Annotated in this window: 19 protein-coding genes; 11 read left to right on the top strand and 8 right to left on the bottom strand. The window is 66.1% G+C overall.

Features of this window, described 5'->3' with window-relative positions; all coding sequences use genetic code 11:
* Positions 1 to 21: 21 nt before the first annotated feature.
* Complete coding sequence (locus tag G6N38_RS20595) at positions 22 to 864, bottom strand: MerR family transcriptional regulator (RefSeq protein WP_163749884.1); 843 nt, start codon at positions 862 to 864, stop codon at positions 22 to 24.
* Between the two features lie 71 nt (positions 865 to 935).
* On the opposite strand from G6N38_RS20595, the gene G6N38_RS20590 reads away from it, so the two are divergent.
* From G6N38_RS20590 to G6N38_RS20580, 3 genes are all read left to right on the top strand, one after another.
* Entirely contained in the window at positions 936 to 1,532 is a 597-nt protein-coding gene (locus G6N38_RS20590; RefSeq protein ID WP_163749883.1) for a VOC family protein, read from the top strand.
* On the top strand, positions 1,529 to 2,704 hold the full coding sequence (locus G6N38_RS20585; protein WP_163749882.1) for a M20 metallopeptidase family protein: 1,176 nt from the start codon (positions 1,529 to 1,531) through the stop codon (positions 2,702 to 2,704). The genes G6N38_RS20590 and G6N38_RS20585 overlap by 4 nt, the downstream gene beginning before the upstream one ends.
* Positions 2,705 to 2,826: 122 nt before the next feature.
* Entirely contained in the window at positions 2,827 to 4,392 is a 1,566-nt protein-coding gene (locus tag G6N38_RS20580) for an ATP-dependent DNA ligase (protein ID WP_163749881.1), read from the top strand.
* Here the strand turns inward: G6N38_RS20580 and G6N38_RS20575 are convergent.
* The 3 genes from G6N38_RS20575 to G6N38_RS20565 form a co-directional block, all read right to left on the bottom strand.
* Positions 4,389 to 5,054 (bottom strand): maleylpyruvate isomerase family mycothiol-dependent enzyme, encoded by a 666-nt coding sequence (locus G6N38_RS20575; RefSeq protein ID WP_246227352.1) that lies wholly within the window; start codon positions 5,052 to 5,054, stop codon positions 4,389 to 4,391. The two genes, G6N38_RS20580 and G6N38_RS20575, sit on opposite strands and share 4 nt — an antisense overlap.
* Positions 5,055 to 5,077: 23 nt before the next feature.
* Positions 5,078 to 6,685, bottom strand: coding sequence for an FAD-dependent oxidoreductase (locus tag G6N38_RS20570; protein ID WP_163749879.1), 1,608 nt, complete (start codon positions 6,683 to 6,685; stop codon positions 5,078 to 5,080).
* 141 nt (positions 6,686 to 6,826) lie between these two features.
* Positions 6,827 to 8,104 (bottom strand): ATP-binding protein, encoded by a 1,278-nt coding sequence (locus G6N38_RS20565; protein ID WP_163749878.1) that lies wholly within the window; start codon positions 8,102 to 8,104, stop codon positions 6,827 to 6,829.
* A gap of 216 nt (positions 8,105 to 8,320) precedes the next feature.
* On the opposite strand from G6N38_RS20565, the gene G6N38_RS20560 reads away from it, so the two are divergent.
* Both G6N38_RS20560 and G6N38_RS20555 read left to right on the top strand, forming a co-directional pair.
* Positions 8,321 to 10,615 (top strand): carbon starvation CstA family protein, encoded by a 2,295-nt coding sequence (locus G6N38_RS20560; RefSeq protein WP_163749877.1) that lies wholly within the window; start codon positions 8,321 to 8,323, stop codon positions 10,613 to 10,615.
* Positions 10,615 to 10,752 (top strand): CstA-like transporter-associated (seleno)protein, encoded by a 138-nt coding sequence (locus G6N38_RS20555; RefSeq protein WP_407662782.1) that lies wholly within the window; start codon positions 10,615 to 10,617, stop codon positions 10,750 to 10,752. Before G6N38_RS20560 ends, G6N38_RS20555 begins: the two co-directional genes overlap by 1 nt.
* A gap of 65 nt (positions 10,753 to 10,817) precedes the next feature.
* Here G6N38_RS20555 and G6N38_RS20550 read toward each other — a convergent pair whose 3' ends face one another.
* On the bottom strand, positions 10,818 to 11,459 hold the full coding sequence (locus G6N38_RS20550) for a nucleoside/nucleotide kinase family protein (RefSeq protein ID WP_322790540.1): 642 nt from the start codon (positions 11,457 to 11,459) through the stop codon (positions 10,818 to 10,820).
* A gap of 309 nt (positions 11,460 to 11,768) precedes the next feature.
* On the opposite strand from G6N38_RS20550, the gene G6N38_RS20545 reads away from it, so the two are divergent.
* Together G6N38_RS20545 and G6N38_RS20540 are read left to right on the top strand one after the other, a co-directional pair.
* Positions 11,769 to 13,001 (top strand): acyl-CoA dehydrogenase family protein, encoded by a 1,233-nt coding sequence (locus G6N38_RS20545; RefSeq protein ID WP_163749875.1) that lies wholly within the window; start codon positions 11,769 to 11,771, stop codon positions 12,999 to 13,001.
* Complete coding sequence (locus tag G6N38_RS20540) at positions 13,001 to 14,137, top strand: acyl-CoA dehydrogenase family protein (protein ID WP_163749874.1); 1,137 nt, start codon at positions 13,001 to 13,003, stop codon at positions 14,135 to 14,137. The genes G6N38_RS20545 and G6N38_RS20540 overlap by 1 nt, the downstream gene beginning before the upstream one ends.
* Positions 14,138 to 14,173: 36 nt before the next feature.
* On the opposite strand, the gene G6N38_RS20535 is transcribed toward G6N38_RS20540, so the two are convergent.
* Positions 14,174 to 14,611, bottom strand: a complete 438-nt coding sequence (locus G6N38_RS20535; RefSeq protein WP_163749873.1) for a MarR family winged helix-turn-helix transcriptional regulator — start codon at positions 14,609 to 14,611, stop codon at positions 14,174 to 14,176.
* Between the two features lie 456 nt (positions 14,612 to 15,067).
* Between G6N38_RS20535 and G6N38_RS30395 the strand changes: the two genes are divergently transcribed.
* Together G6N38_RS30395 and G6N38_RS20525 are read left to right on the top strand one after the other, a co-directional pair.
* Complete coding sequence (locus G6N38_RS30395; protein WP_163749872.1) at positions 15,068 to 17,182, top strand: MFS transporter; 2,115 nt, start codon at positions 15,068 to 15,070, stop codon at positions 17,180 to 17,182.
* A gap of 46 nt (positions 17,183 to 17,228) precedes the next feature.
* Entirely contained in the window at positions 17,229 to 17,912 is a 684-nt protein-coding gene (locus G6N38_RS20525) for a cysteine hydrolase family protein (protein ID WP_197748095.1), read from the top strand.
* A 59-nt stretch (positions 17,913 to 17,971) separates the two neighbouring features.
* Here the strand turns inward: G6N38_RS20525 and G6N38_RS20520 are convergent, their stop codons facing one another.
* Positions 17,972 to 18,799, bottom strand: a complete 828-nt coding sequence (locus G6N38_RS20520) for an SDR family oxidoreductase (protein ID WP_163749871.1) — start codon at positions 18,797 to 18,799, stop codon at positions 17,972 to 17,974.
* A gap of 138 nt (positions 18,800 to 18,937) precedes the next feature.
* Between G6N38_RS20520 and G6N38_RS20515 the strand changes: the two genes are divergently transcribed.
* Both G6N38_RS20515 and cmaA1 read left to right on the top strand, forming a co-directional pair.
* Complete coding sequence (locus tag G6N38_RS20515) at positions 18,938 to 19,570, top strand: SOUL family heme-binding protein (RefSeq protein ID WP_163749870.1); 633 nt, start codon at positions 18,938 to 18,940, stop codon at positions 19,568 to 19,570.
* 11 nt (positions 19,571 to 19,581) lie between these two features.
* Positions 19,582 to 20,466, top strand: coding sequence for a cyclopropane mycolic acid synthase CmaA1 (gene cmaA1 / locus G6N38_RS20510; RefSeq protein ID WP_163749869.1), 885 nt, complete (start codon positions 19,582 to 19,584; stop codon positions 20,464 to 20,466).
* A gap of 45 nt (positions 20,467 to 20,511) precedes the next feature.
* Here cmaA1 and G6N38_RS20505 read toward each other — a convergent pair whose 3' ends face one another.
* Positions 20,512 to 20,988 carry a hypothetical protein gene (locus G6N38_RS20505; RefSeq protein WP_246227350.1) on the bottom strand — a complete coding sequence of 159 codons (477 nt, stop codon included), beginning with the start codon at positions 20,986 to 20,988 and terminating at the stop codon, positions 20,512 to 20,514.
* Positions 20,989 to 21,272: the final 284 nt, after the last annotated feature.

The raw sequence follows: 21,272 nt of genomic DNA, 5'->3' as shown, positions 1-21,272 counted from the left end.
CGACGCGCTGCCGGCGTTCCCCTAGAACGTCGGCGGCGTGTTCACCCAGACGACCCTGGCATCAACAGATCCATGATTGCGATAGATATGCGGACGCGTACTGGCAAAGTTCATCGCATCGCCGGTTTCCAGGCGGTAGACGTCGGTCGCGTCCAAGACAACCTCGATGGCACCCTCGATCACGATAAGGAACTCGTCACCCTCGTGCGTCATCGGATGCCCACTGCCGCAACCTGGTTTGACGGTCACCATCTGGGATTGCAGGACCGTCGGGGACAGGTAGAGGTTTTCGATGACCACGCCGGCCGCATCAACGATCCGCTCCCGCTGATCGCGTCGGACCACGATCTCGTCACGTTGCTGATCGACACCCAACAGCTCGTTGGTGGTGATGCCAATGGCGTGAGCGATCTGGGAAAGCCGGCCGATGTTCGGGCTGCTGTTGCCCCGCTCGAAAGCGCTCAATGCCGACGGACTCATGCCGATCAGACCGGCGAGCTCACGCAAGCTGAGCCCGGCACGTTGACGAAGCAATTTCGTGCGGGCACCGATTTCGGGGCGGGCGAGCCCCTCGTCGGAAGTCTCGGTCGCGGGGTCGTCGGCGGTACCCAGGGTGGCGCGCACTCCCGCGAAGGTCATCTCGCCGCTATTGACAAGGCGGCGAACGCGTTCCAGGTGCTTGAGGTCGCGCATCGAGTACCGTCGCTGACCGGACTCCGTGCGGGTCGGCGTGATCAACCCTTCGTCTTCCCACAACCTGATGCGTGCGGCGGACACCCCGAGCATTTGCGCGATATGTCCAATTTTGAGCAGCGGTGCCGATGACGCGGACTCGAAGTCGTTCTTCCCCGCGTCGCGTGCCATCTAACGATTCTCCACTTCTCACGTTCACCAGGAGCAAGCACATCGTGTTACCTGTCGGCATCGACCATATAGTGATCGCAGTACCAAATCTTGCAGCGGCAGAGGAGAGTTTTCGCACACTTTGGGGCCTCGGTGCCGTCGGAGGTGGACGCCACGAGGGTGCGGGAACCGAGAACCTCATCGTTGCGCTCGACGGGAGCTATCTGGAACTGGTCACCGTCGTCGACCCGGCGCAGGCGTCGGCCAATCCGTTCGGTCGGCTGGTCTCGGTCGCACTTGAGCGACAGATCGTCTGTGCTGGTTGGGCCGTATCAGTTACGGCCGCATCGGTGCGGGGCATGGTGGGCCAGCACCTCAGCCGTGACGGAGTGGCCGTCGACCTGTACGGAGTCGACGGCGCCGTCGGCGGCGGGGACCGCCCCTTCGGCCTGATCAGACCGGCCGATCAGGCTTTCCCCGGGGCGGGATCCGAATCTGCCGCGCGCCTGGTCGACCTCCACGTCCTGCGCCCCGGGGGAACCGCGCCCGAGTCGATCACCAGCGCCGATACCGTCCTCGGGGCGGCTGAACGCACCCAGCTCGGCCGCCTCGCGTCGATCGCTGTGCAGCGATCCGACGGGACACGGCTCACCATCGACGACAGCATTCGCGAGCTGGTCGCACCATGACCGATATCGTCACCACCCGCCGCGAACTGCATGCCCACCCAGAGGTCGGGCTCGACCTTCCGTGGACCCAGCGCTATCTGCTGGATCGCCTCGAAGGTGCTGGTATCGAATGCGCAGTGGGCACCGGACTCACCTCGATCGTGGCCATCGTGCGCGGTGAGGCGGTCAAGCAGGATCGGGCGCGCCCGTCGGTGCTGGTCCGTTCGGACATGGACGCGCTACCTGTGCAGGAGGAGACAGGTCTGGCGTGGGCCGCGACCAACGGGGCGATGCATGCCTGCGGACACGACTGCCATATGGCGATTGTTCTTCATGCGGCGCTGGAGGTTCATCATCGTCGCCAGGAGCTGGCCGGCGACGTCTTGTTCTTCTTCCAGCCGGGCGAGGAGGGCCATGGCGGCGCCCAGCTGGCCCTGGAGGAAGGGCTACTCGACGTACTGGCTGCCCGCCCAGTCGCCGCGCTTGGGCTGCACGTCCTGGCCCACCACCTTGAGCTCGGTCAGGTGGTCACACGGGAGGGCGCCGTTCTGGCGGGTTCAACCCTGATCGATGTCGCCTTCCACGGTCACGGCGGGCATGGCTCGGCGCCGCATCTGGTGCGCGACCCGATCACGGCGACGGCCGCCTTCGTCACGGCCTCCACCGGCATGCTGGCTATGCGCGTCGACCCACGTGAACACGCAGTGCTCACCTACGGATCGATGCATGCAGGTGTCGCGCGCAATGTCATCCCCGACAGCGCGCAGGTGTGCGGGGTCATCCGCGGATTCTCCGAACGCAGTATCGACGGCGTCGAGGAGCTCGTCCGGTCCAACGCCGAGGGCGTCGCCATCACCCACGGTGTCACCGCCACAGTCACCGCGCGCAAGGACACCATCCCGACGGTGACCTCCGGCGGGGAGTTGGCCAAGCTGCGTGACATCGTCGGCGGCACGGTCGGCGCCCTGGCCGAACCTCTGGCGATCTCGGAGGATTTCTCCTGGGTTTTGCGGGCGATACCAGGGGTTTTTCTACTCATCGGTGCAACCACCGGTGATCCCGCCACCAGCCCGTCCAACCACTCAGCCAAGGCCACATTCGACGACAGCGTGCTGGCGCCTTCGGCCGATCTCGTCGTCGCCTGGGTGCTCGGGCGATTGCGCATGGAGGCGAACGCCGAGCCCTGCGGTTAGGACGGAACCTTCCTACGCGAATGCGCGATGAAGCGCGGACCAAAGGTGCCGCACAACGGTGGACTTTCAGTACGCCGCGCGCAGGTCCAAAGGTTGTCAGGGTGTCGTGCCAACCTGGAGACATGTTGCTCGGCGATATCGCGGCGGCCTCGGCCGATGTGTCGGCAATGTCGTCGCGGCTGGCCAAAGTGGCCCGGATCGCCGCGCTGTTGACCGGTGTAGGTGACCCCCGACTAGTGGCCGTCGTGGTGTCGTGGCTGTCCGGGGAGTTACCCCAACGCCAGATCGGGGTGGGCTGGGCGGCGTTGCGCTCACTGCCCGATCCGGCGGCGGAGCCGACGCTCACCGTGGACGCCGTCGACGCGGCCTTCACCGAGATCGGCGCCGTGGCGGGCAAGGGCTCGCAGGCCCGGCGTGCCGAACTACTCGCCGGCTTGTTCACCGCGGCCACCGACACCGAGCAGGTGTTCCTGCGCCGACTGCTCGGCGGCGAACTGCGCCAGGGGGCGCTGGCCGGGGTGATGGCCGACGCCGTCGCCAAGGCGGCCGGCGTACCCGCCGCGGCCGTGCGCCGGGCCGCCATGCTCGGCGGTGCCCTGCCTGCCGTGGCGGCCTCGGCGCTGACCGGCGGCACCGAGGCGCTGAGCGGATTCACCTTGACGGTGGGCCGGCCGGTCGGCCCGATGCTCGCCCAGACCGCGACCGGGGTGGCCGATGCACTCGAACGCCTCGGCGGCGACGCTATTTTCGAGGCAAAGCTCGACGGCGCCCGCGTGCAGATTCACCGCAGCGGAGCCGATGTCACCGTGTACACCCGTAGCCTCGACGATGTGACCGCCCGGTTGCCCGAGGTGGTGGACGCCGCGCTCGCGCTGCCAGTCACCAACCTGATCGCCGACGGTGAGGCTATCGCCCTGCGCTCCGACAACCGCCCACACCGGTTTCAGGTCACGGCGTCGCGATTCGGCAAGAGCACCGATGTGGCCGCAGCTCGCGCGGCACAACCACTTTCGGTGTTCTTCTTCGACATCCTGCATCTCGACGGTGTTGACCTGCTCGATGAGCCCACCCATGCCCGGCTCGCGGCGCTGGACTCGATCGTGCCCGCTGAACACCGGGTGGACCGGCTAGCCACCACCGATACGGCTGCGGCGCAGGACTTTCTGGGCGCCACACTGGCCGCCGGCCACGAGGGCGTGATGGCCAAATCACCGGCCTCGCCTTACGAGGCGGGCCGACGCGGCGCGGGCTGGCTGAAAGTCAAGCCGGTGCACACCCTGGACCTGGTGGTGCTCGCCGTGGAGTGGGGCTCGGGACGGCGCACAGGCAAGCTGTCCAATATCCATCTGGGTGCCCTGGATCCGCAGACCGGCGGCTTCGTGATGCTGGGCAAGACCTTCAAGGGCATGACCGACGCGATGCTGGACTGGCAGACGGCGCGATTCGCCGAGCTGGCGGTCGGAGCCGCCGGGCCGGCGACATCGGGCAGAGCGCCGCTGGATCAATACGTCGTCCCGCTACGGCCCGAGCAGGTCGTCGAGATCGCGTTCGACGGCGTGCAGGGCTCCAGTCGCTATCCCGCGGGGATGGCGCTGCGGTTCGCCCGGGTGCTGCGCTACCGCGACGACAAGAGCGCCGCCGAAGCCGACACCATCGACACCGTACGGACGTTCTACGAACGGGACTAGGGCGCCGGGATGGGCTGGTCGTCGACCCGCGTCCCGAACACTCCGAATCCGTGCAGCATCTCCTCGGTGGGTGCTGGTGTCCATTCCCATGCGGCGATCTGGTGCAGGGAGCGGCGGCTCAGGTTGGCGCGCAACAGTTCATAGCCGTCGGCCCGCAGCAGCGTCGCCGGTTGCCCAGAGCCGCAACTCCACTGCTGTCCCTGCTCATCCTCAATGACCAGGGACGTGCTGCGCCGCAGCTGTCTGCCCAGGTACATCATCGTCACGTCCAGGAATGGCTGCCAGTGTTCGCGGTCCACCCGTGGAAGTCCCAGTGCCTCACGCAGATCCGCCTCGTGGCAGATGGTGTCAATAGCGAGGTTGGGCCCGTAGAGCTGCTCGTCTGTCAGGCTGGCGTCGGCGGCCACGCCGATGCGATCCCATTCGTCCATCAGTTCGCCGACCGAGTTTCGCCTGCGTTCGCGGACGTGCCGTGCCGTCCACTGATCGCTCGTCACCCCGTCCAGCCGTCCGCTGACAGCGTCGGACGCACAACCGACAAGATGTGCCAACAGCTCGTGCACCGTCCACCGAGGCGTAGCAGGAACCTGCAATTGAAGCTGGTCGTTGCTGAGCGTGGCAGCGAGTTCATTGACCCTGGCGCGGGCCGTACGATAGGTCATCTCGAGCATGAGAGGGCTCCGTCTCAATAGGCGATGTTCTGCGAAAAGGCCAGCAGCCAACCGTGTTCGGTCCGTACCGCGACGCTGGTGTTACGCCGCGTCCCGCAGCGAAACCGGCCCGTTATCGCGGCGCGGGCCTGAATCAGGGCCACATCGGGTGTCAGATACCGCAACCGGGTGATCTCGGTTCGCCCTCGGCGACGCTTGGCCTGACCGTCGACAAGCGCACGGATCTCCCGTTCGTCGGTCTGGCTCACTGACGAATGCACAGTAGGGGCCGGGGCGTAAAGCGCGGGGCGCGGGTGCCGGAGGTTGGCGAACAGAATACGCGCCAAGAACGACGGCTCCCGCAGCCGTTCGGGCGGATCGATGAGACCTCGGACCCGCATAATCCGTTCGGCTACGCCGATATCCGCGCTTGCAGCCCGCAGTGCCGCCCGTTGGATCCAAGTGTTCAATCGTCGCGCTGGGGCTCCTTGCGCGGCGGCTACTGGGCGGTCGTTCGCGCGATTCGCCGCCCACACCGGTCCGATGTATTCGGCGGCGGCGGAAAAGAAGCGTTGCGGGAGATCGGCGTCGCCGGCACGCAGGCAGTCGCGCAGGGCAAGTGCCTGCAGTGCAGCCATCGTCATACCCTGTCCGTGGAGCGGATTGAGGCTGCACAACGCGTCGCCGAAAACCACCAGGCCGGACGGCAGATCCGATGTTCGGTCGTAGCGTCGCCACACCGCGGCGGTAGTGCGGGAGATCGAGATCTCCCCCACACACGTGGCGTCGCGCAAGCCGGCCACGATCGCCGCCGGAAACATCGGCTCGGCCAATTGCAGCATTTCCGCGAATGTGTTTGGCGGATTGCCGCATTCAGCGGGACAGGAGACCGCCAACATCCAGGTGTCGTGTTCATAGGCGACCAGCAGTGCTCCTGGGGCCCGACTGCCTTGGTTGACGAACGCCATCCGCTGCGCGATGCGCCCCGGCGGAATACGCAGCAGCTGACTGGAGTATCCGCCGGTTGGCGGAACTCTTTCCTCCGGCACAACACCGAGGCCCTGTGTCGCCAGAAAGCGCACGGTGCGCCCCGCACGACCGGTTGCGTCAACAATCAGGGCGGCCGACACGGTCGAGGCGGTACCGCTGTCGCGGTTGATGATTCGCACGCCGGTGACAGCATTGCCCGCGAGAACCGGAGCCACGATGTTGTTCCGGTCGAGGATGCTCACGTTGCCCAGCGCGTTCACGCGACGGCGAAGATGGAACTCCAGAAACGGCCGGCTGGCCTGGTAGGTGGCCAGTGCTCCCGGATCAGCCAGGCGGCCCGCGGGATTCAGCTCGTACTCTCCGACGCGCACATAGAGCCGCGACAGGTCGTGGCCGTCATCGACGACGGCCCCCGCCGCTCCAAGTTCGCCAAGAAGCCCCGGAAACAGCTCGCCGATCGCCTGGGTGCCACGGGCGAGGAGACTGTGCAGGTGTCGCCCCTGCGGCACGCCCGTGCGCTGTTCCGCACGATCGGGCAGTCCGTCGCGGTCGATCACGGTGACCGACTCATAGAACTCCGCGAGCACCCTGGCGGCAAGCAGCCCCGCTATGCCGGCACCCAAAACCACCGCGTGTGAACCCAGCTCGGCCATCGTTGTCGCCTCCGTTCCGACTGCGCGTGCGCTGTCAGCGTCCTTACGACAAGTGACCGTACCCCAACTTTAAGAAAAATAAGAGAAACTTGTGGTAACACTAAGAAGTGTGGCGCTGTGGTCCCCCGCGGCGGCCTGTGCTCAGACCCGCGCGAATTCGCCTTTGCCACGCTCGAATTCGGCGAGCATGTCGGCGGTCAGCGTCGGCCTGATCTCGCCGATCGCGTTGAGGTAATCCTCGGTGGTGGCCGGCTCGCCGCGGCCATGACGCACCTCCCGCTCGAACGCGGCCTGGGATCCTTTGCGGGCCGCGAACTCGATATCAGCCGGCGTGAACAACGCCGAGGCCTCAACCAGCCGGTCGATGTCGACGTACACGCAGGCCTTGCCGAGGTAGCGCTGCCACACCGCCCGGCGGGCCGGCTGATCCGGCGGGCCGACCGGGATCACATAGTCGAACCGACCGGGCCGCAGGAACGCCGAGTCCAGTGAGTGCACGGCGTTGGTGGCACACACCAGGAGCCGACTGTCCTTCTGCCGGAACGCCGGAATGAGTTTCAGCAGCTCGTTGGTGACGCCGAGCTCGGCAGTAGAGGCCCCGGACCGGGCCGTGGCGATCTCCTCCACCTCGTCGATGAACAGCACCAGCTCGTCGAGCTCGGCGAGCTCGGCGAAAGCTTCGCGCAGCGACGCCGCCAGGCCGCCGTTGCCGGTGGCCGCCAGCCGCGACGGGAACAACTCCACGAACGGCCAGCCGAGCCGTGACGAGATCGCCTTGGCGAAGCTGGTCTTGCCGGTGCCCGGCGGCCCGAACAGGATGACCGCCTTGGGCGGCTGCACGCCGTAGCGTTCGGCCACCTCGGGATGCGCCAGCGGGTCCACGATGCGGCGTTCGATGATCTGCTTCTCCAGTTCCATGCCGGCCATCTCGCCGAGCAGGCCGGGCGGCAGCAGTTGGCCGCCGAGTTCATCGAGCAGGTTGGCCTGGTCGAGTCCGAGATGCTCCAGCATCTCGAAGTAGACGAGTCCTTCCCGGCGGGTGTAGCCCGAGTTCTCCATTGCCGCCGTGCCGGCAGCCCCTTCGGGCAACACCGCGCAGATCCGGCGAACCCCCTGCGAACGCAGCCGCCGTTCCAGGTCGCCGAGCAGGGCACTACCGATACCGCGATGCCGCCAGCGCGAACCCAGGGCCACCAACAGGATCCAGGCGCGTTCGCCCTGAGTCCGGGCCACCGCCATGCCGACGACCTCATCGCCGACCTCGGCCACCACCGCCGGCTGGCCGGAGCGCGCGGCCGCCATCACTTCGGCGACGGTGAAGACGGGCTCGCCCGTCCCCGGCACCCGGCTCTGGTCCCACACTTGGATGGCCTGGTCCAGGTCCTCGTCGTGGTATTCACGCAGTCGCCAGGGCGGCATCGCAAACCTCCTCGGGGTCGTTCCACCACGGTGACGCAGCTGGCCCGCTGTCACATCCCCCAACCGGGTGGGCATCCCGGGTGAGAAGCCCGCGGAGTTTCGCGGCCCTTTGCGACATGGGCCACTGGTCGGATGACAGGATCAGAGCCACAGCCAAGCACCGGGACGTTCCCGTCGCTGCGCTCGCCCAGATACGTCTCGTCAAGGGAGGAACACGTGGCTTCACCGACCGCCGCGCCGTCGGAGTACATCGAGGAGACCAGGGGCGACGTCACCTACATCCGTACCGAGAAGGATCTGCCGCCGGTCGCCGTCGTCGACCACTCGCCGATCACGACCCGGCACAAACTGATCTTCGGCGCGGTCGCCGTCCTCGGGGCGGTCGCATGGGCGGTGATCGCCTTCTTCCGTGGCGAGACCGTCAACGCCGTCTGGTTCGTCATCGCCGCGATCTGCACATACGTCATCGGCTACCGGTTCTACGCCCGGCTTATCGAGATGAAGCTGGTCCGTCCCCACGACGAGCACGCCACGCCGGCGGAGATTTTCGAGAACGGCACCGACTACATGCCCACCGACCGGCGAGTGTTGTTCGGTCACCACTTCGCCGCCATCGCCGGGGCCGGCCCGCTGGTCGGGCCGGTGCTGGCGATGCAGATGGGCTACCTGCCCGGCACGATCTGGATCATCATCGGCGCGGTCTTCGCCGGCTGCGTCCAGGACTTCCTGGTGCTGTCGATCTCCACCCGCAGACGCGGTCGCTCGCTGGGGCAGATGGCCCGCGACGAACTCGGCGCGATCGGCGGTGTCGCGGCCATCGTGGCCGTGCTGGTCATCATGGTCATCCTGCTGGCGGTGCTGGCCCTGGTCGTGGTGGGTGCGCTGGCCGAAAGCCCGTGGGGTGTGTTCTCCATCGCGATGACGATCCCGATCGCGATCTTCATGGGCCTGTATCTGCGGTTCCTGCGGCCTGGCCGGGTCTCCGAGGTCTCGCTGATCGGTGTCGTCCTGCTACTTCTTGCTGTGGCCAGCGGCGGCTGGGTCGCCGGAACCGATTGGGGCACAGACTGGTTCACGCTGTCCAAGGTCACCCTGTCGTGGTGCATCATCGCCTACGGGCTGGCCGCCTCGGTGCTGCCGGTGTGGTTGTTGTTGGCGCCACGCGACTATCTGTCGACGTTCATGAAGGTCGGCACCATCGCGCTGCTGGCGGTGGGCATCCTGCTCGCCCGGCCGATCATGGCGGCCCCGGCAATCTCGAAGTTCGCCGAGAGCGGTGCGGGCCCGGTGTTCGCCGGCTCGCTGTTTCCGTTCCTGTTCATCACCATCGCCTGCGGCGCACTGTCGGGCTTCCACTCCCTGATCTCGTCGGGCACCACACCCAAGCTGCTGGAGAAGGAAAGCCAGATGCGGCTGATCGGCTACGGCGGCATGCTCACCGAGTCGTTCGTCGCGATCATGGCACTGATCACCGCGGCGATCCTCAACCAGCATTTGTACTTCGCGATCAACGCGCCGTCAGCCCAGACCGGCGCCACCGCCGAGACGGCTGCCAAATATGTCAACAGCCTCGGCCTGTCCGGCGCTCCGATCACCGGGGCCGAGATCACCGAGGCCGCCACGAGTGTGGGTGAGGAGACGATCGTCTCCCGCACCGGCGGGGCGCCGACGTTGGCGTTCGGCATGTCCGAAGTCCTGCATCAGGTGTTCGGCGGTGCCTCACTGAAGGCGTTCTGGTACCACTTCGCGATCATGTTCGAGGCACTGTTCATCCTGACCACCGTCGACGCCGGCACCCGGGTCGCCCGATTCATGCTCTCTGACGCCCTGGCCAACCTCGGTGGTCCGCTCAAGCGGCTGCGCAATCCGAGCTGGCGGGTTGGGGCCTGGATCTGCAGCCTGGTCGTGGTCGCCGGCTGGGGTTCGATCCTGCTGATGGGGGTCACCGATCCGCTCGGCGGCATCAACACGCTCTTCCCGCTGTTCGGCATCGCCAACCAGCTGCTGGCCGCGATCGCGCTGACCGTGGTGACCGTCGTGGTGATCAAGAAGGGACTGCTGAAATGGGCGTGGATTCCTGGGATCCCGCTGCTGTGGGACCTGGTGGTCACCCTCACCGCGTCGTGGCAGAAGATCTTCTCCGGCGATCCCAAGCTCGGCTACTGGACGCAGCACTTCCAGTACCGCGCCGCCACGGAAGCCGGAAAGACCACCTTCGGCTCGGCCAAGAATGCCGACCAGCTGCACGCCGTCATCCGCAACACCTTCATTCAGGGCACGTTGTCGATCGTGTTCGCCGTCTTGGTGATCATCGTCGTCCTCGCCGGTGTGATCATGGCGCTGCGGGCGATCCGCGGCGGCGGCCGTGAGCTCAGCGAGGACACGCCGGTGCCGTCGAAGATCTTCGGCCCGTCCAGCCTGATCACCACCTCCGCAGAGAAGGAGGTGCAGAAACAATGGGACGCGCTACCCGCGCCGCACGCCAAATCCGTTGGTACATCGGCGCATTGATGGGTGATTCCCACTACCGCCGCTACGTCGAACACCGGGCACGCACTCACCCCGGTGAGCCGGTGCTCACCGAGGCGCAGTACTGGCGCCTGCGCCACCACGACGCCGACACCAACCCGACCGCGCGCTGCTGTTAGTCGTCGAACGCAACGCCAGGGCGGAACTCGGCGCCGAATCGCGCCCTGCCGTTACGTTCGGCGCGTCAGCAGCGGTCGACCACCCGATCGCAGAACTGTCTGGTCGTGGCGATCAGCCGCGCGTTCAGCTCGTCGACCTCGTTGACCCAGGCTTGCGCCTCCTCCGACGTCCGTCCCCCGTCAATGTGCCGCACTACCAACCGTTCCCGCCGTACCTGCGGGGAGCAGTCGACGTAGTACAGTCGGTTCAGCAGCGGACGCACCGCGGCCCAGTCGCCGTCGGGCACACCCAAGTAATTGCCCTCGGTGATCACCAGCCGACTGGCGGCAGGCACGATATGGCCGGCGGCGATCGGTTCATCCAGGCGCCGGTCGAAAGCTGGCACGTACACATCGCGGCGGCCGAACTCCCCCGCCACCCGCACGAGGGTGGCCAGGTAGCCCGCGGCGTCGAAAGTGTCGATCGCACCTTTGCGATCGCGGCAACCCAGCCGGTCCAGTGCGGCGTTGGACAAGTGGAAGCCGTCCATCGGTAGATACGCCGCGCCGCCGAAGGACGCCACCATCGCCAGCGCCATCGTCGACTTGCCCGCCCCGGGCGGCCCGGTGATGCCGACGACCACCCGGCCGGGGGCGCGGTCGAGCAATGTGGTGACGTCGTCGACCACAAGGTCAAGACAACTGTCGCGCGAGTCATTGATGGTCAACGGCCTCCGATGCGTCGGGCAGGTCGGCGTTCGACGACTGCAGATCAGGACCTTTCATGAGTCCAATTCGGAAGATACGGCCACCTGACCCGGGCAGACGAAAGGCCCGGCCCCTTGTCCAGGGACCGGGCCTCTCAGTGTCACGTTTGGGGGGCCGCCCGCGGCGGCCCCCAGCACTATTCCCCGGTGCTTGGATCCTCAAACCCGACCGCGCAGAATTGGTCCAGACGGCACCCTCGGCAGGCCCGCCAGGGCCGGCCGGATACGGTTACTTCTGAAAACGGCCGTGCGCAGATAAGGGGACAGCAGATGGACCTGTCGTGGTCGGCGAAAGATCTCGAGTTCCGTGACGAGGTGCGGGCGTTCCTGGACGAGAAACTCACCCCCGATCTGCGGCAAGCGGGCCGGCTGATGACCAGCGTGTACGCCGACCACGAGGCCAGCATGGCGTGGCAGGCAATCCTGCACGACCGCGGCTGGGCCGCCCCCGCCTGGCCAGTCGAGCACGGTGGCTGTGACTGGACACTGACCCAGCACTACATCTTCAGCCGCGAATCGACGCTGGCCGGGGCGCCGTCGTTGTCGCCGATGGGCATCCGGATGGTCGCCCACGCGATCATCGCCTACGGCACCACTGAACAGAAGGATTACTTCCTGCCGCGCATCCTGACCGGTGAAGTGTTCTTCTGCCAGGGTTACTCCGAACCGGAGGCGGGCTCGGACCTGGCCGCGCTGACGATGGCGGCGAGCGACGACGGTGACGACCTGATCTGCACCGGCAGCAAGATCTGGACCACCCACGCAGGAGAGGCCAACTGGATCTTCGCGCTGGTGCGTACGTCACGCTCGGCCAAGAAACAGCAGGGCATCACGTTCGTGCTCATCGACATGAGCACACCGGGTATCGAGATCCGGCCCCTGGTAATGACCTCCGGCGAGAAAGTGCAGAATCAGATCTTCTTCGACGCCGTGCGGGTACCCAAGTCGAATGTGATCGGCAAGATCGACGACGGCTGGACGGTGGCCAAATACTTGCTGGAGTTCGAACGAGGCGGCGGCGCAGCCGCACCCGCGCTGCAGGCCATGGCCGGCGCGATCGCCACCGAGGCGACCGAACAACCGGGCCCGGCCGGCGGCGCGCTGATCGACGATCCGGCGTTCGCAGCAAAACTCGCCGACATCCGCATCCGAGCAGAAGTGCTCGAGATCCTCGAATACCGCGTCCTGACAACAGTTGCCGAGGGCCGCAATCCCGGTGCCGCGTCGTCGATGCTGAAGATCCTGTCCACCGAACTCTCGCAGGCCATCACCGAACTCGCCATGGAGGCCGCCGGCCCGCGCGGGCGGGCGTATCAGCCGCACGCCACCCGGCCCGGCGGCCCAGTCTCGGACTTCGAACCCCCGGCGGACGGCTACGTCAGCGGTCAGCCATGGCAGGCGGTGGCGGCGCTGCGCTACTTCAACGACCGGGCCGGCTCGATCTACGCCGGCAGCAACGAGATTCAGCGCAACATCCTGGCCAAGGCGACATTGGGGCTGTAATGGACTTCAACCTGAACAAAGAACAAGAGCTGCTGCGCGACGGCCTGAGCAAGTTTCTGGCCACCCGCTACGACCTCGAGAAGAGTCGCACCGCGGCCAAGCTCGGGTTGGGCTGGCAGCCCGATATCTGGCGCGGCCTTGCCGACGAGCTGGGCATCCTCGGGGCGGCCTTCCCGGAGTCTGTCGGCGGAATCGGTGGGGGCCCCGTCGAAATCATGGTGATCGCCGAAGAGCTCGGGCGTGCGCTGGCGATCGAGCCCTTCATCGACACGGTCGTGGTCGCCGGCGGCCTGCTGCAGCGATCCGGCCACCCAGCCGCCGCGACGCTGCTGGAACGGATCGCAGAAGGCAGCGCCATCGTCGCCGTGGCAAGCACCGAGCCCGACGCCGCCGACCACTCGGTGTCGACGAAGGCGGTCCACGACGGCTCGGAGTGGGTGCTCACCGGCGAGAAGATCGTCGTCACCAGCGCACCGCTAGCCACCCATCTGCTGATCACCGCACGCACATCGGGTGAACCCAAGGACCGCCAGGGGGTTTCGCTGTTCCTCACCGAGTTCGACCCGGCCGCACCACCGGCAGGCGTGGAGGCTCACAGCTACCGCACCATCGATGATCGGCGTGCCGCCGACCTGACGATCAGCCAACTGCGCCTTCCCGCCGACGCACTGCTCGCCGAGGAGGTGGCGCCGTCGCTGGCGCAGGCCCGTGACGAAGGCGCGGCCGCGGTGTGCGCGGAGGCGGTCGGCGCGATGCGAAAGGTGCTGTCTGACACCGTCGAATACTGCAAACAGCGACAGCAATTCGGTCAGCCGATTGGGCACTTCCAGGTTCTGCAGCATCGCATGGTCGACATGTACATGGAGGTCGAGCAGGCCGTCGCCGCAGTCTATCTCGCGGTGCTGAACCTCGACGCCGAGCCGCACGCCCGGGCCCGCGCGGTCTCAGCGGCCAAGGCGACCATCGGGCGAGCTGCCCGATTCCTTGGCCAGAACGCCGTCCAGTTACACGGCGGCATGGGCATGACCGAGGAACTGGCGATCGGCCACTACTTCAAGCGGCTCACCGCGCTGCAGTACGAGTTCGGTTCCACCGATGAGCACCGCGCGCGGTACGCGAAACTGACTCGCCCCTAGGGCGTGTCCTCACATCGCGGTTGGTCGCCTCGGCCATCAGAGTCGGTCTCCCAGACGAGCGATGAGCGGTGCTGCCCGCGCGAGGATGCGTAACTCGGCGTCGGTGAACTCCTCGGTGAGAACCTGCGCAAACAGCCGCGTTCGCGCGTCCCGCTTGTGCCGCACCAGCTTCACACCGGAGGGCGTCAGTGACATGACGATGCGCCGACCGTCTTGCGGATCAGGTTGACGCTGCACCAGGCCCTGCGATTCCAGAGCGCCGAGTGTGACCCTCATCGCCTGCGGACTGATCTGCTCGACACGTGCCAGCTCGGCCGCCGAGGTTGGGCCGCCCCGATCCAGACGTGAGAGCGCAGCGCGTTCGGGCAAGCTGAGCTGACCAGGAGCCTGGAGCCGCTTTACCCGGCTCGCGATCAGGGCAATGTTCCGATACAACAGCGCACCTATCTCATTCGGGTCGGGACGCCGCGTCATACCAACAACTTAAATTGCGCAATTATCACTGTCAAACCTGGGTGATTCGAGATCCCCCAGCACATCGCGCGCACCTGCGCGTCGAGCCCATCCTTGTCATGTCAATTGACAATCTAAATTGCGCATTCTAGGTTGTTCATTGTCGCGTCACCGGCGAAGGGACGCACGCCTCCGAAGCCGCCACGCGCCACGCGCCACGCACGCATCCGGTAACGGTGATTTCTGAGAAGAACTTTCGACCCCGAGGTGTTCCCATGTGGATCACGCGAATTGGGACCGGGGACAAGGAGGTGCGCTAGGGATGTTGCGGGTCGCAAGCCTGTTGTTGCCGCCGCCGGTGATGGTCGTGGCTGTGGACGGCCTCTCGACAGCTGGCTCTGGTGGCTTCTGCCAGTCGGTGCGTACCCATGCGACACCAACGGCCGACCGATCGACCCAGACGGGGTCCCCAGAGCCATGACAGCAGAACCCAACCGTGAGGACGGCGACTCCGTCCCCGACACCGACGAACGACGGTCGATGGCCGTTCGGGTTCGCCGGTGGGTGGGCCCCGATGATGGATTCAACCGCACGTTGATCGCGCCCTTGGTGTCTGGCGCGGTGTTGAACCCGATCAACTCCACCATCGTGTCCGTTGCGCTGGTGCCGATCGGGGTGGCCCTTGGTGAGCCGCCGGCGGCGACGGCGTGGTTGATCTCAGCCCTGTATCTGGCCACCGCGGTGGGTCAGCCGGTCGTCGGTCGTCTGATCGATACCTTCGGACCGCGACGTCTGTTCCTTCCAGCGACAGCCCTAGTCGGCCTTGCCGGTGTCATCGGCACCGTGGCACCAAACTTGACGGTGCTGATCGTGGCCCGAGTCATCCTTGGGTTCGGCACCTGCGCGGGTTACCCCGCCGCCATGCGATTGATCCACGACGAAGCGGGCCGTACGGGCAAAGACAGCCCCGCCGTAGTGCTGACCATCCTGGCAATCTCCACTCAGACCATCGCCGTGATCGGTCCCGCACTGGGCGGGCTGCTGATCGGACTGGGCGGCTGGCGCACAACCTTGGCCGTCAACGTCCCCTTCGCTGCGGTGGCCTTCATCCTCGGGTGGCGACGCTTGCCCAAAGACGAACCTCGTGGCCAGCGTGGCGGCGTCACTGACGATCTCAAACTCGACGTCGCTGGCATGGTCTTGTTCGCCGGCACGCTGATCGCACTGCTGCTCTTCTTGATGAGCCCACACGTCAGCTCCTGGTATCTGCTTGTCATCTGCAGCATCGCCGCAGCCGGTTTCGTGGCCCGCGAACTCCGCCACCACGACCCTTTCATCGACATACGGGTACTGGGCGGCAACGTGCCGCTCATGCTCACCTACGGCCGAACACTGCTGGCCTATGTCGTGTCCTACAGCTTTCTCTATGGCATCACCCAATGGCTGCAGGAGGGACGCGGCCTGACCGCCAGCCAGGCGGGCCTGGTGACGCTGCCCGTGTTCGCCACCGGCATCGTCATCTCCGCCCTCACCGGACGCCGCGAGCAGATCCGCGCCAAACTCGTCTTCGCTGCCCTCGGGCAGGTCGTCGCGTGTGTGCTGCTTCTGCTGCTGCACCCCGCCAGCCCAGTGTGGATACTCGTCGTGGTCATGCTGATCTTCGGCATCCCGCAGGGTTTGAACAGCATCGCGCTGCAGAATGCCGTCTACCGACAGGCCACTCCCGACGACATCGGGGCCTGCGCCGGCCTGCTACGAACCTTTGGCTATCTCGGAGCCATCATCGCCTCCGCCGCCCAAGCCGGCTACTACGACCAACGCGCCGACACCGTCGGAATGCACCGCCTTGCAACGTTTCTCATCGTTGTCAGCATCGCGTTCCTCCTGATCAACGTGCTCGACCGCTCGCTGACGCGCACCACCAAGCCGGCTGCCGACATCCCACCACAACCAGAGAAGGGTTACCGCGTGACCGACCACCTCGATCCGCTTCGCACCGCGCTGCTCGTCATGGACTACCAGAGCGGCTTCCTCGACCGCCTCCCCACCGCCCCCGCCTTGCTCGACAACGTCGAGGCCGCCGTCCTCGGCGTCCGCACGCGTGGCGGGCACATCGCCTGGGTCCGAATGGGATTCGACGACGACGAGTTCGATGCGATTCCACCCCTGAGCATCATGGCGCGCGCCGCAACGCCGGATCGCCGCGCCGAGCTGCACGCCGACGCCGCGGCCACGCAGATTCACCGGCAGCTCAGCCCACAGCCAGAAGACATCACCGTCCGGAAAACCCGCGTTGGAGCCTTCAGCACCACCGACCTCGACCATCGACTCAGAGCCCGCTCGATCACCACGCTCATCTTGGCTGGCATCAGCACCAGCGGCGTCGTGCTGAGTACGGTGCGCGAGGCGATGGACCTCGACTACGAGATCATCGTTCTCAACGATGCCGCCGCAGACCACAACCCGACCGTCCACGACTTCCTCACCGACGTCGTCTTTCCCCGGCACGCCGCCGTCATCGACGTCGCCGACCTGAGCGGCCTGTTTCCAGCAGAGCCACGGCCAGTCGCCCCTGGCCCCGGACAGAACTGACACCATGAGAATGCCGAAAAGAGCTCTAACTCAGGGGATCGCGTGCGTGACGGTGGCGGCGATCGTGACGTGCTGCGGTCACGCTCCCACGCCGTCGGCACCGCCCAACACCACCGCGGTGCACAGCGCTCTCGACGCCCCGCACCGCCCAGCGTCACCCCTGGACCCGAGGCGCACCGCGCTGCTGGTGATGGACATGCAACAAGCCGTCATCGGTATGGCTGGCCAAACCGCCCAAGCAACGTTGATGCACACCGCCGCCGCCGAAGGCGCCAGCCGACGCGCCGGCGTCAGCGTCATCTTCGTCGCGACCGCCTTCGCCCCGGGTTATCCCGAAGTGTCGCCACACAACAAGACCTTCGCCGGCATCCCCGGTACCGGAAGAATGCTCGAGGGAAGTCCCGAATCCCGCCTGGACGCCCACATCGCTCCCGCCGGGGACGAACCCGTCATCGTCAAGCACGAAGTGGGCGCATTCAGCGCCCCAGCCCTTCAGAATCTGTTGCGTACCAAGAACATCGATACCTTGGTGTTAGCAGGCATAGCCACCAGCGGCGTCGTGACCTCGACAGCTGAAGCGGCCGCGGACCTCGACTATCGGCTAATCGTCCTGGCGGACTGCGTCACCGACGCCGACCCGGAGGTCAACCGAATTCTGCTGAACAAGGTGCTGCCCATCGAGGCCGACGTCATCGACTCCACCCAATACGCGAAGGTCTTGAGTCGATGATGTGATGTGCGTGCCAGGCGACGACAGGTCTACCGAGAACCGCGATCGGCGATCGCTGGCTACGTATGCCGAGCCCGTTCCCGCATCGAGGCGATCACGCCGCCGTCGTTGAGGATGTCGGTTCCGGTGAGATATCCCGCACGGTCACTGGCGCAGAAGGCGAACAGCTCTGCCATCTCCTGCGCCGTACCCCAGCGCGGTACCGCCGCGTTGGCCACCATTGCACCGGCACCGGCGTCTGCTTCCAACAGGCCCATCTCGGTGTCGACGGACCCCGGGGAGACCGAGACGATGCGCAGACCGCGGCCGTTGAACCGTTCGGCCTGCGACGAGCTGTACCACCGCACGAACGTCTTGCTGATGCTGTAGGCCAGCCCGGCGCGCATCTCCTCCCCCGCGATGTCGCACGCCGCCAGCATCTCGGCGAGGAACCGCTCCTCGTCGGTGAAGGCGAGATCGAAATGCTGTGTCGGAACGAGTTCGTCAGGCAGCATGTACGAGGCCATCGACGCGACGTTGACGATCGCGGCGCCGTCCCCCGCCGACGCGAAGAACACCTCGTTGACGTTGAGTGTGCCGATCGCGTTGGTGATCATCACGTAGTCGGCAGTGCCCATGCTCGGGCTGACCCCGGCGGTGTGGATTACCGAGGAGATCGGCCCGATGGCCGACGCCGTCTCGAACAGCCGGCCGACGGCGTCGCGGTCGGTGACATCGCAGTTGACCGCTGTGGCCGTGATCCCGAGATCGCTCAGCGCAGCCGACGCCGCATCCAGACGATCCTGTCTGACGTCACAAAGCACCAGCGTGTGGTCCTGACCGACGATCGCCGCAGTGGCCTGACCCATGCCACCAGCGCCACCTGTGATGATCGAAACCCGGCTCATGACCGGACGATATACGGAGCGGGTGGATCAGCGGCCGGCAGGGCGAATCCGTCGCCCCCTCAGCGTCAGAAACTCATCACCGCGATCGCCGGACAATACGAGAGTGCACGGGTTGACTGGAGAGCGAAGGAGCGCGTGATGTTGAACAAGATTGCCAGTGCCATGGCACAGATCGCGGCGGCCGGCGGCACGATCATCGGAATTCGCCTCGGCACCGAAGAGCCCCATTTCAGCGTCGAGCGGGACTTCGATGGCGTCGAGATCCGGCGATATGGACCGCGTATCGCTGCCGAAACCGCGGTCTCGACCGACGAGGAGTCAGCTCGCAACGAGGGTTTCCGCCGACTGGCTCGCTATATTTTCGGCGCGAACTCTGCCAAGACCAAGATCGCGATGACCGCACCGGTGGCCGCGCAGCCCAGCGAGAAGATCGCGATGACAGCGCCGGTGGCAACCCAGCGAGGCCCGTCCGGGGAGTGGGTCATTCGGTTCTTCATGCCGTCGAAGTACACGCTGGACGATTTACCCACCCCGAACGATGACCGGGTCCGCTTGGTGCAAGTGCCTGGCGAGACCATGGCGGTGCTGCGGTTCACCGGCTCGATCAACCCTGACGCGGTCGCCGAACGCACTCGCCAACTCCTGGAGACGTTGTACCGCAACGGTATCGAGCCGGTCGGCGATCCACTGTCCTGGTTCTACGATCCGCCCTGGACGGTTCCGTTCCTGCGGCGCAACGAAGTTGTGGTAGGCGTCCCCGCCGATACGTGATTAGCTGATTCATGAGCAACGAGCCGCCGGACGGCAACCTCACCCCTCATTTCGCGGACGTGCAGGCCCACTACGACCTGTCCGACGACTTCTTCCGGCTGTTCCTCGATCCCACTCAGACCTACAGCTGCGCCTACTTCGAACGCGACGACATGACGCTGGAACAGGCGCAGATCGCCAAGATCGACCTGGCGCTGGGCAAATTGGGCCTGCGCCCCGGCATGACGCTGCTCGATGTCGGCTGCGGCTGGGGCGCGACGATGATGCGGGCGCTGCAGTCCTACGACGTCAACGTCGTCGGACTGACCCTGAGCAAGAACCAGGCCGCACACGTCCAACACTTGTTCGACGCCACCCACAGCGCCCGCACCAAACGCGTCCTGCTGGAGGGCTGGGAGCAGTTCGACGAACCCGTCGACCGCATTGTGTCGATCGGCGCCTTCGAGCACTTCGGACACGAACGCTACGACGAGTTCTTCGCCAGGTCCTTCGAGATACTGCCCGACGACGGCGTCATGCTGCTGCACACCATCACCGGGTTGCATCCCAAGGAGATGATCGAACGCGGCATACCCTTGTCGTTCGAGTTCGCCCGATTCGTCAAGTTCATGGTGACCGAGATCTTCCCGGGCGGCCGACTGCCGTCGATTCCCATGGTCGAAGAACGTTCGGGCGCAGCCGGTTTCACCGTCGGTCGGGTCCAATCCCTGCAAGCGCATTACGCGCGCACACTGGATATGTGGGCGGCCTCGTTGGCGGCTGCGCGGGACCAGGCTGTCGCGATCCAGTCCGAAGAGGTCTACGACCGATACATGAAGTACCTGACTGGCTGCGCCAAGATGTTCCGTATCGGCTACATCGACGTCAACCAGTTCACCCTCTCGAAAACTCATTAACACCCAACCTGGCCTCGATGCCGCTGTCGACGCGGTGGATCCGGCCTAGCCTGGCGCAGGCACGCTCGCATCGGCCGCGGGCGGCACCGCCGACGAGCCGACCGGTCCGGACGGGCCCGCCGGCATCCCGGGTGGCGGGGCCGCATTGGCATCGAGCGGACGCTGGGTGAGCAACAACAGCGCGTCGCTGCCGGACACTTCCTGGGTGCGCATGGCGTGCAATAGGTCGCGCAGATAGCTCAACCGGCCCTGCGGCGAGGGGTCGGTGCTGACGGCGGTGGTGCCCGGGGGCGGATTGTCCGGGCTGGACAGGTGTTGAACGGGGGTCGGTGCGACCGCGGACCCGGCAGCGCTCACCTGGTTGTTGGTATCGGCTGGGATCGGCACCGCCGGGTCGGCCGGATCAGCCGGGTCGGCCCACGCCGCGGGTGCCGCCAGAATTGCCGTCGAGATGCCCAGTGCGCCGAGCCCCAGGGCGACGCGACGCGCCCACGTCCCGGTGTGGACGGGTGCGCTCATCATGATCTTCACCGTCGTGTCCCTCCGCAGGTTCTGCCGGACGGTGTCCCCGGGGGCCCTGACTGACCCGTGAACACCCTGTACAGGTGTTTTCGACGCTGAACTCAGTTTGTTACATCCGTCACTTTTGTCACCGCAGTTTCAGGGCATTCGTCGCGCTCACCAATTCCGGCGGATTAGCGTGAGAACGCGGTGGCGGACGGGGTAGAACATGTCTGCCCCGCAGAACCTGGGATGGCCATCGGTTCTGCCTTGATGGCGCTCTTCGGCCTCCCAATCCACGCGGC

Origin of the sequence: Mycolicibacterium helvum, from assembly GCF_010731895.1 — a bacterium.
In the GTDB taxonomy this organism is placed as follows: domain Bacteria; phylum Actinomycetota; class Actinomycetes; order Mycobacteriales; family Mycobacteriaceae; genus Mycobacterium; species Mycobacterium helvum.
Note: the sequence above shows the minus strand (reverse complement) of the source record. Positions and strands in the feature narration are given on the sequence as shown.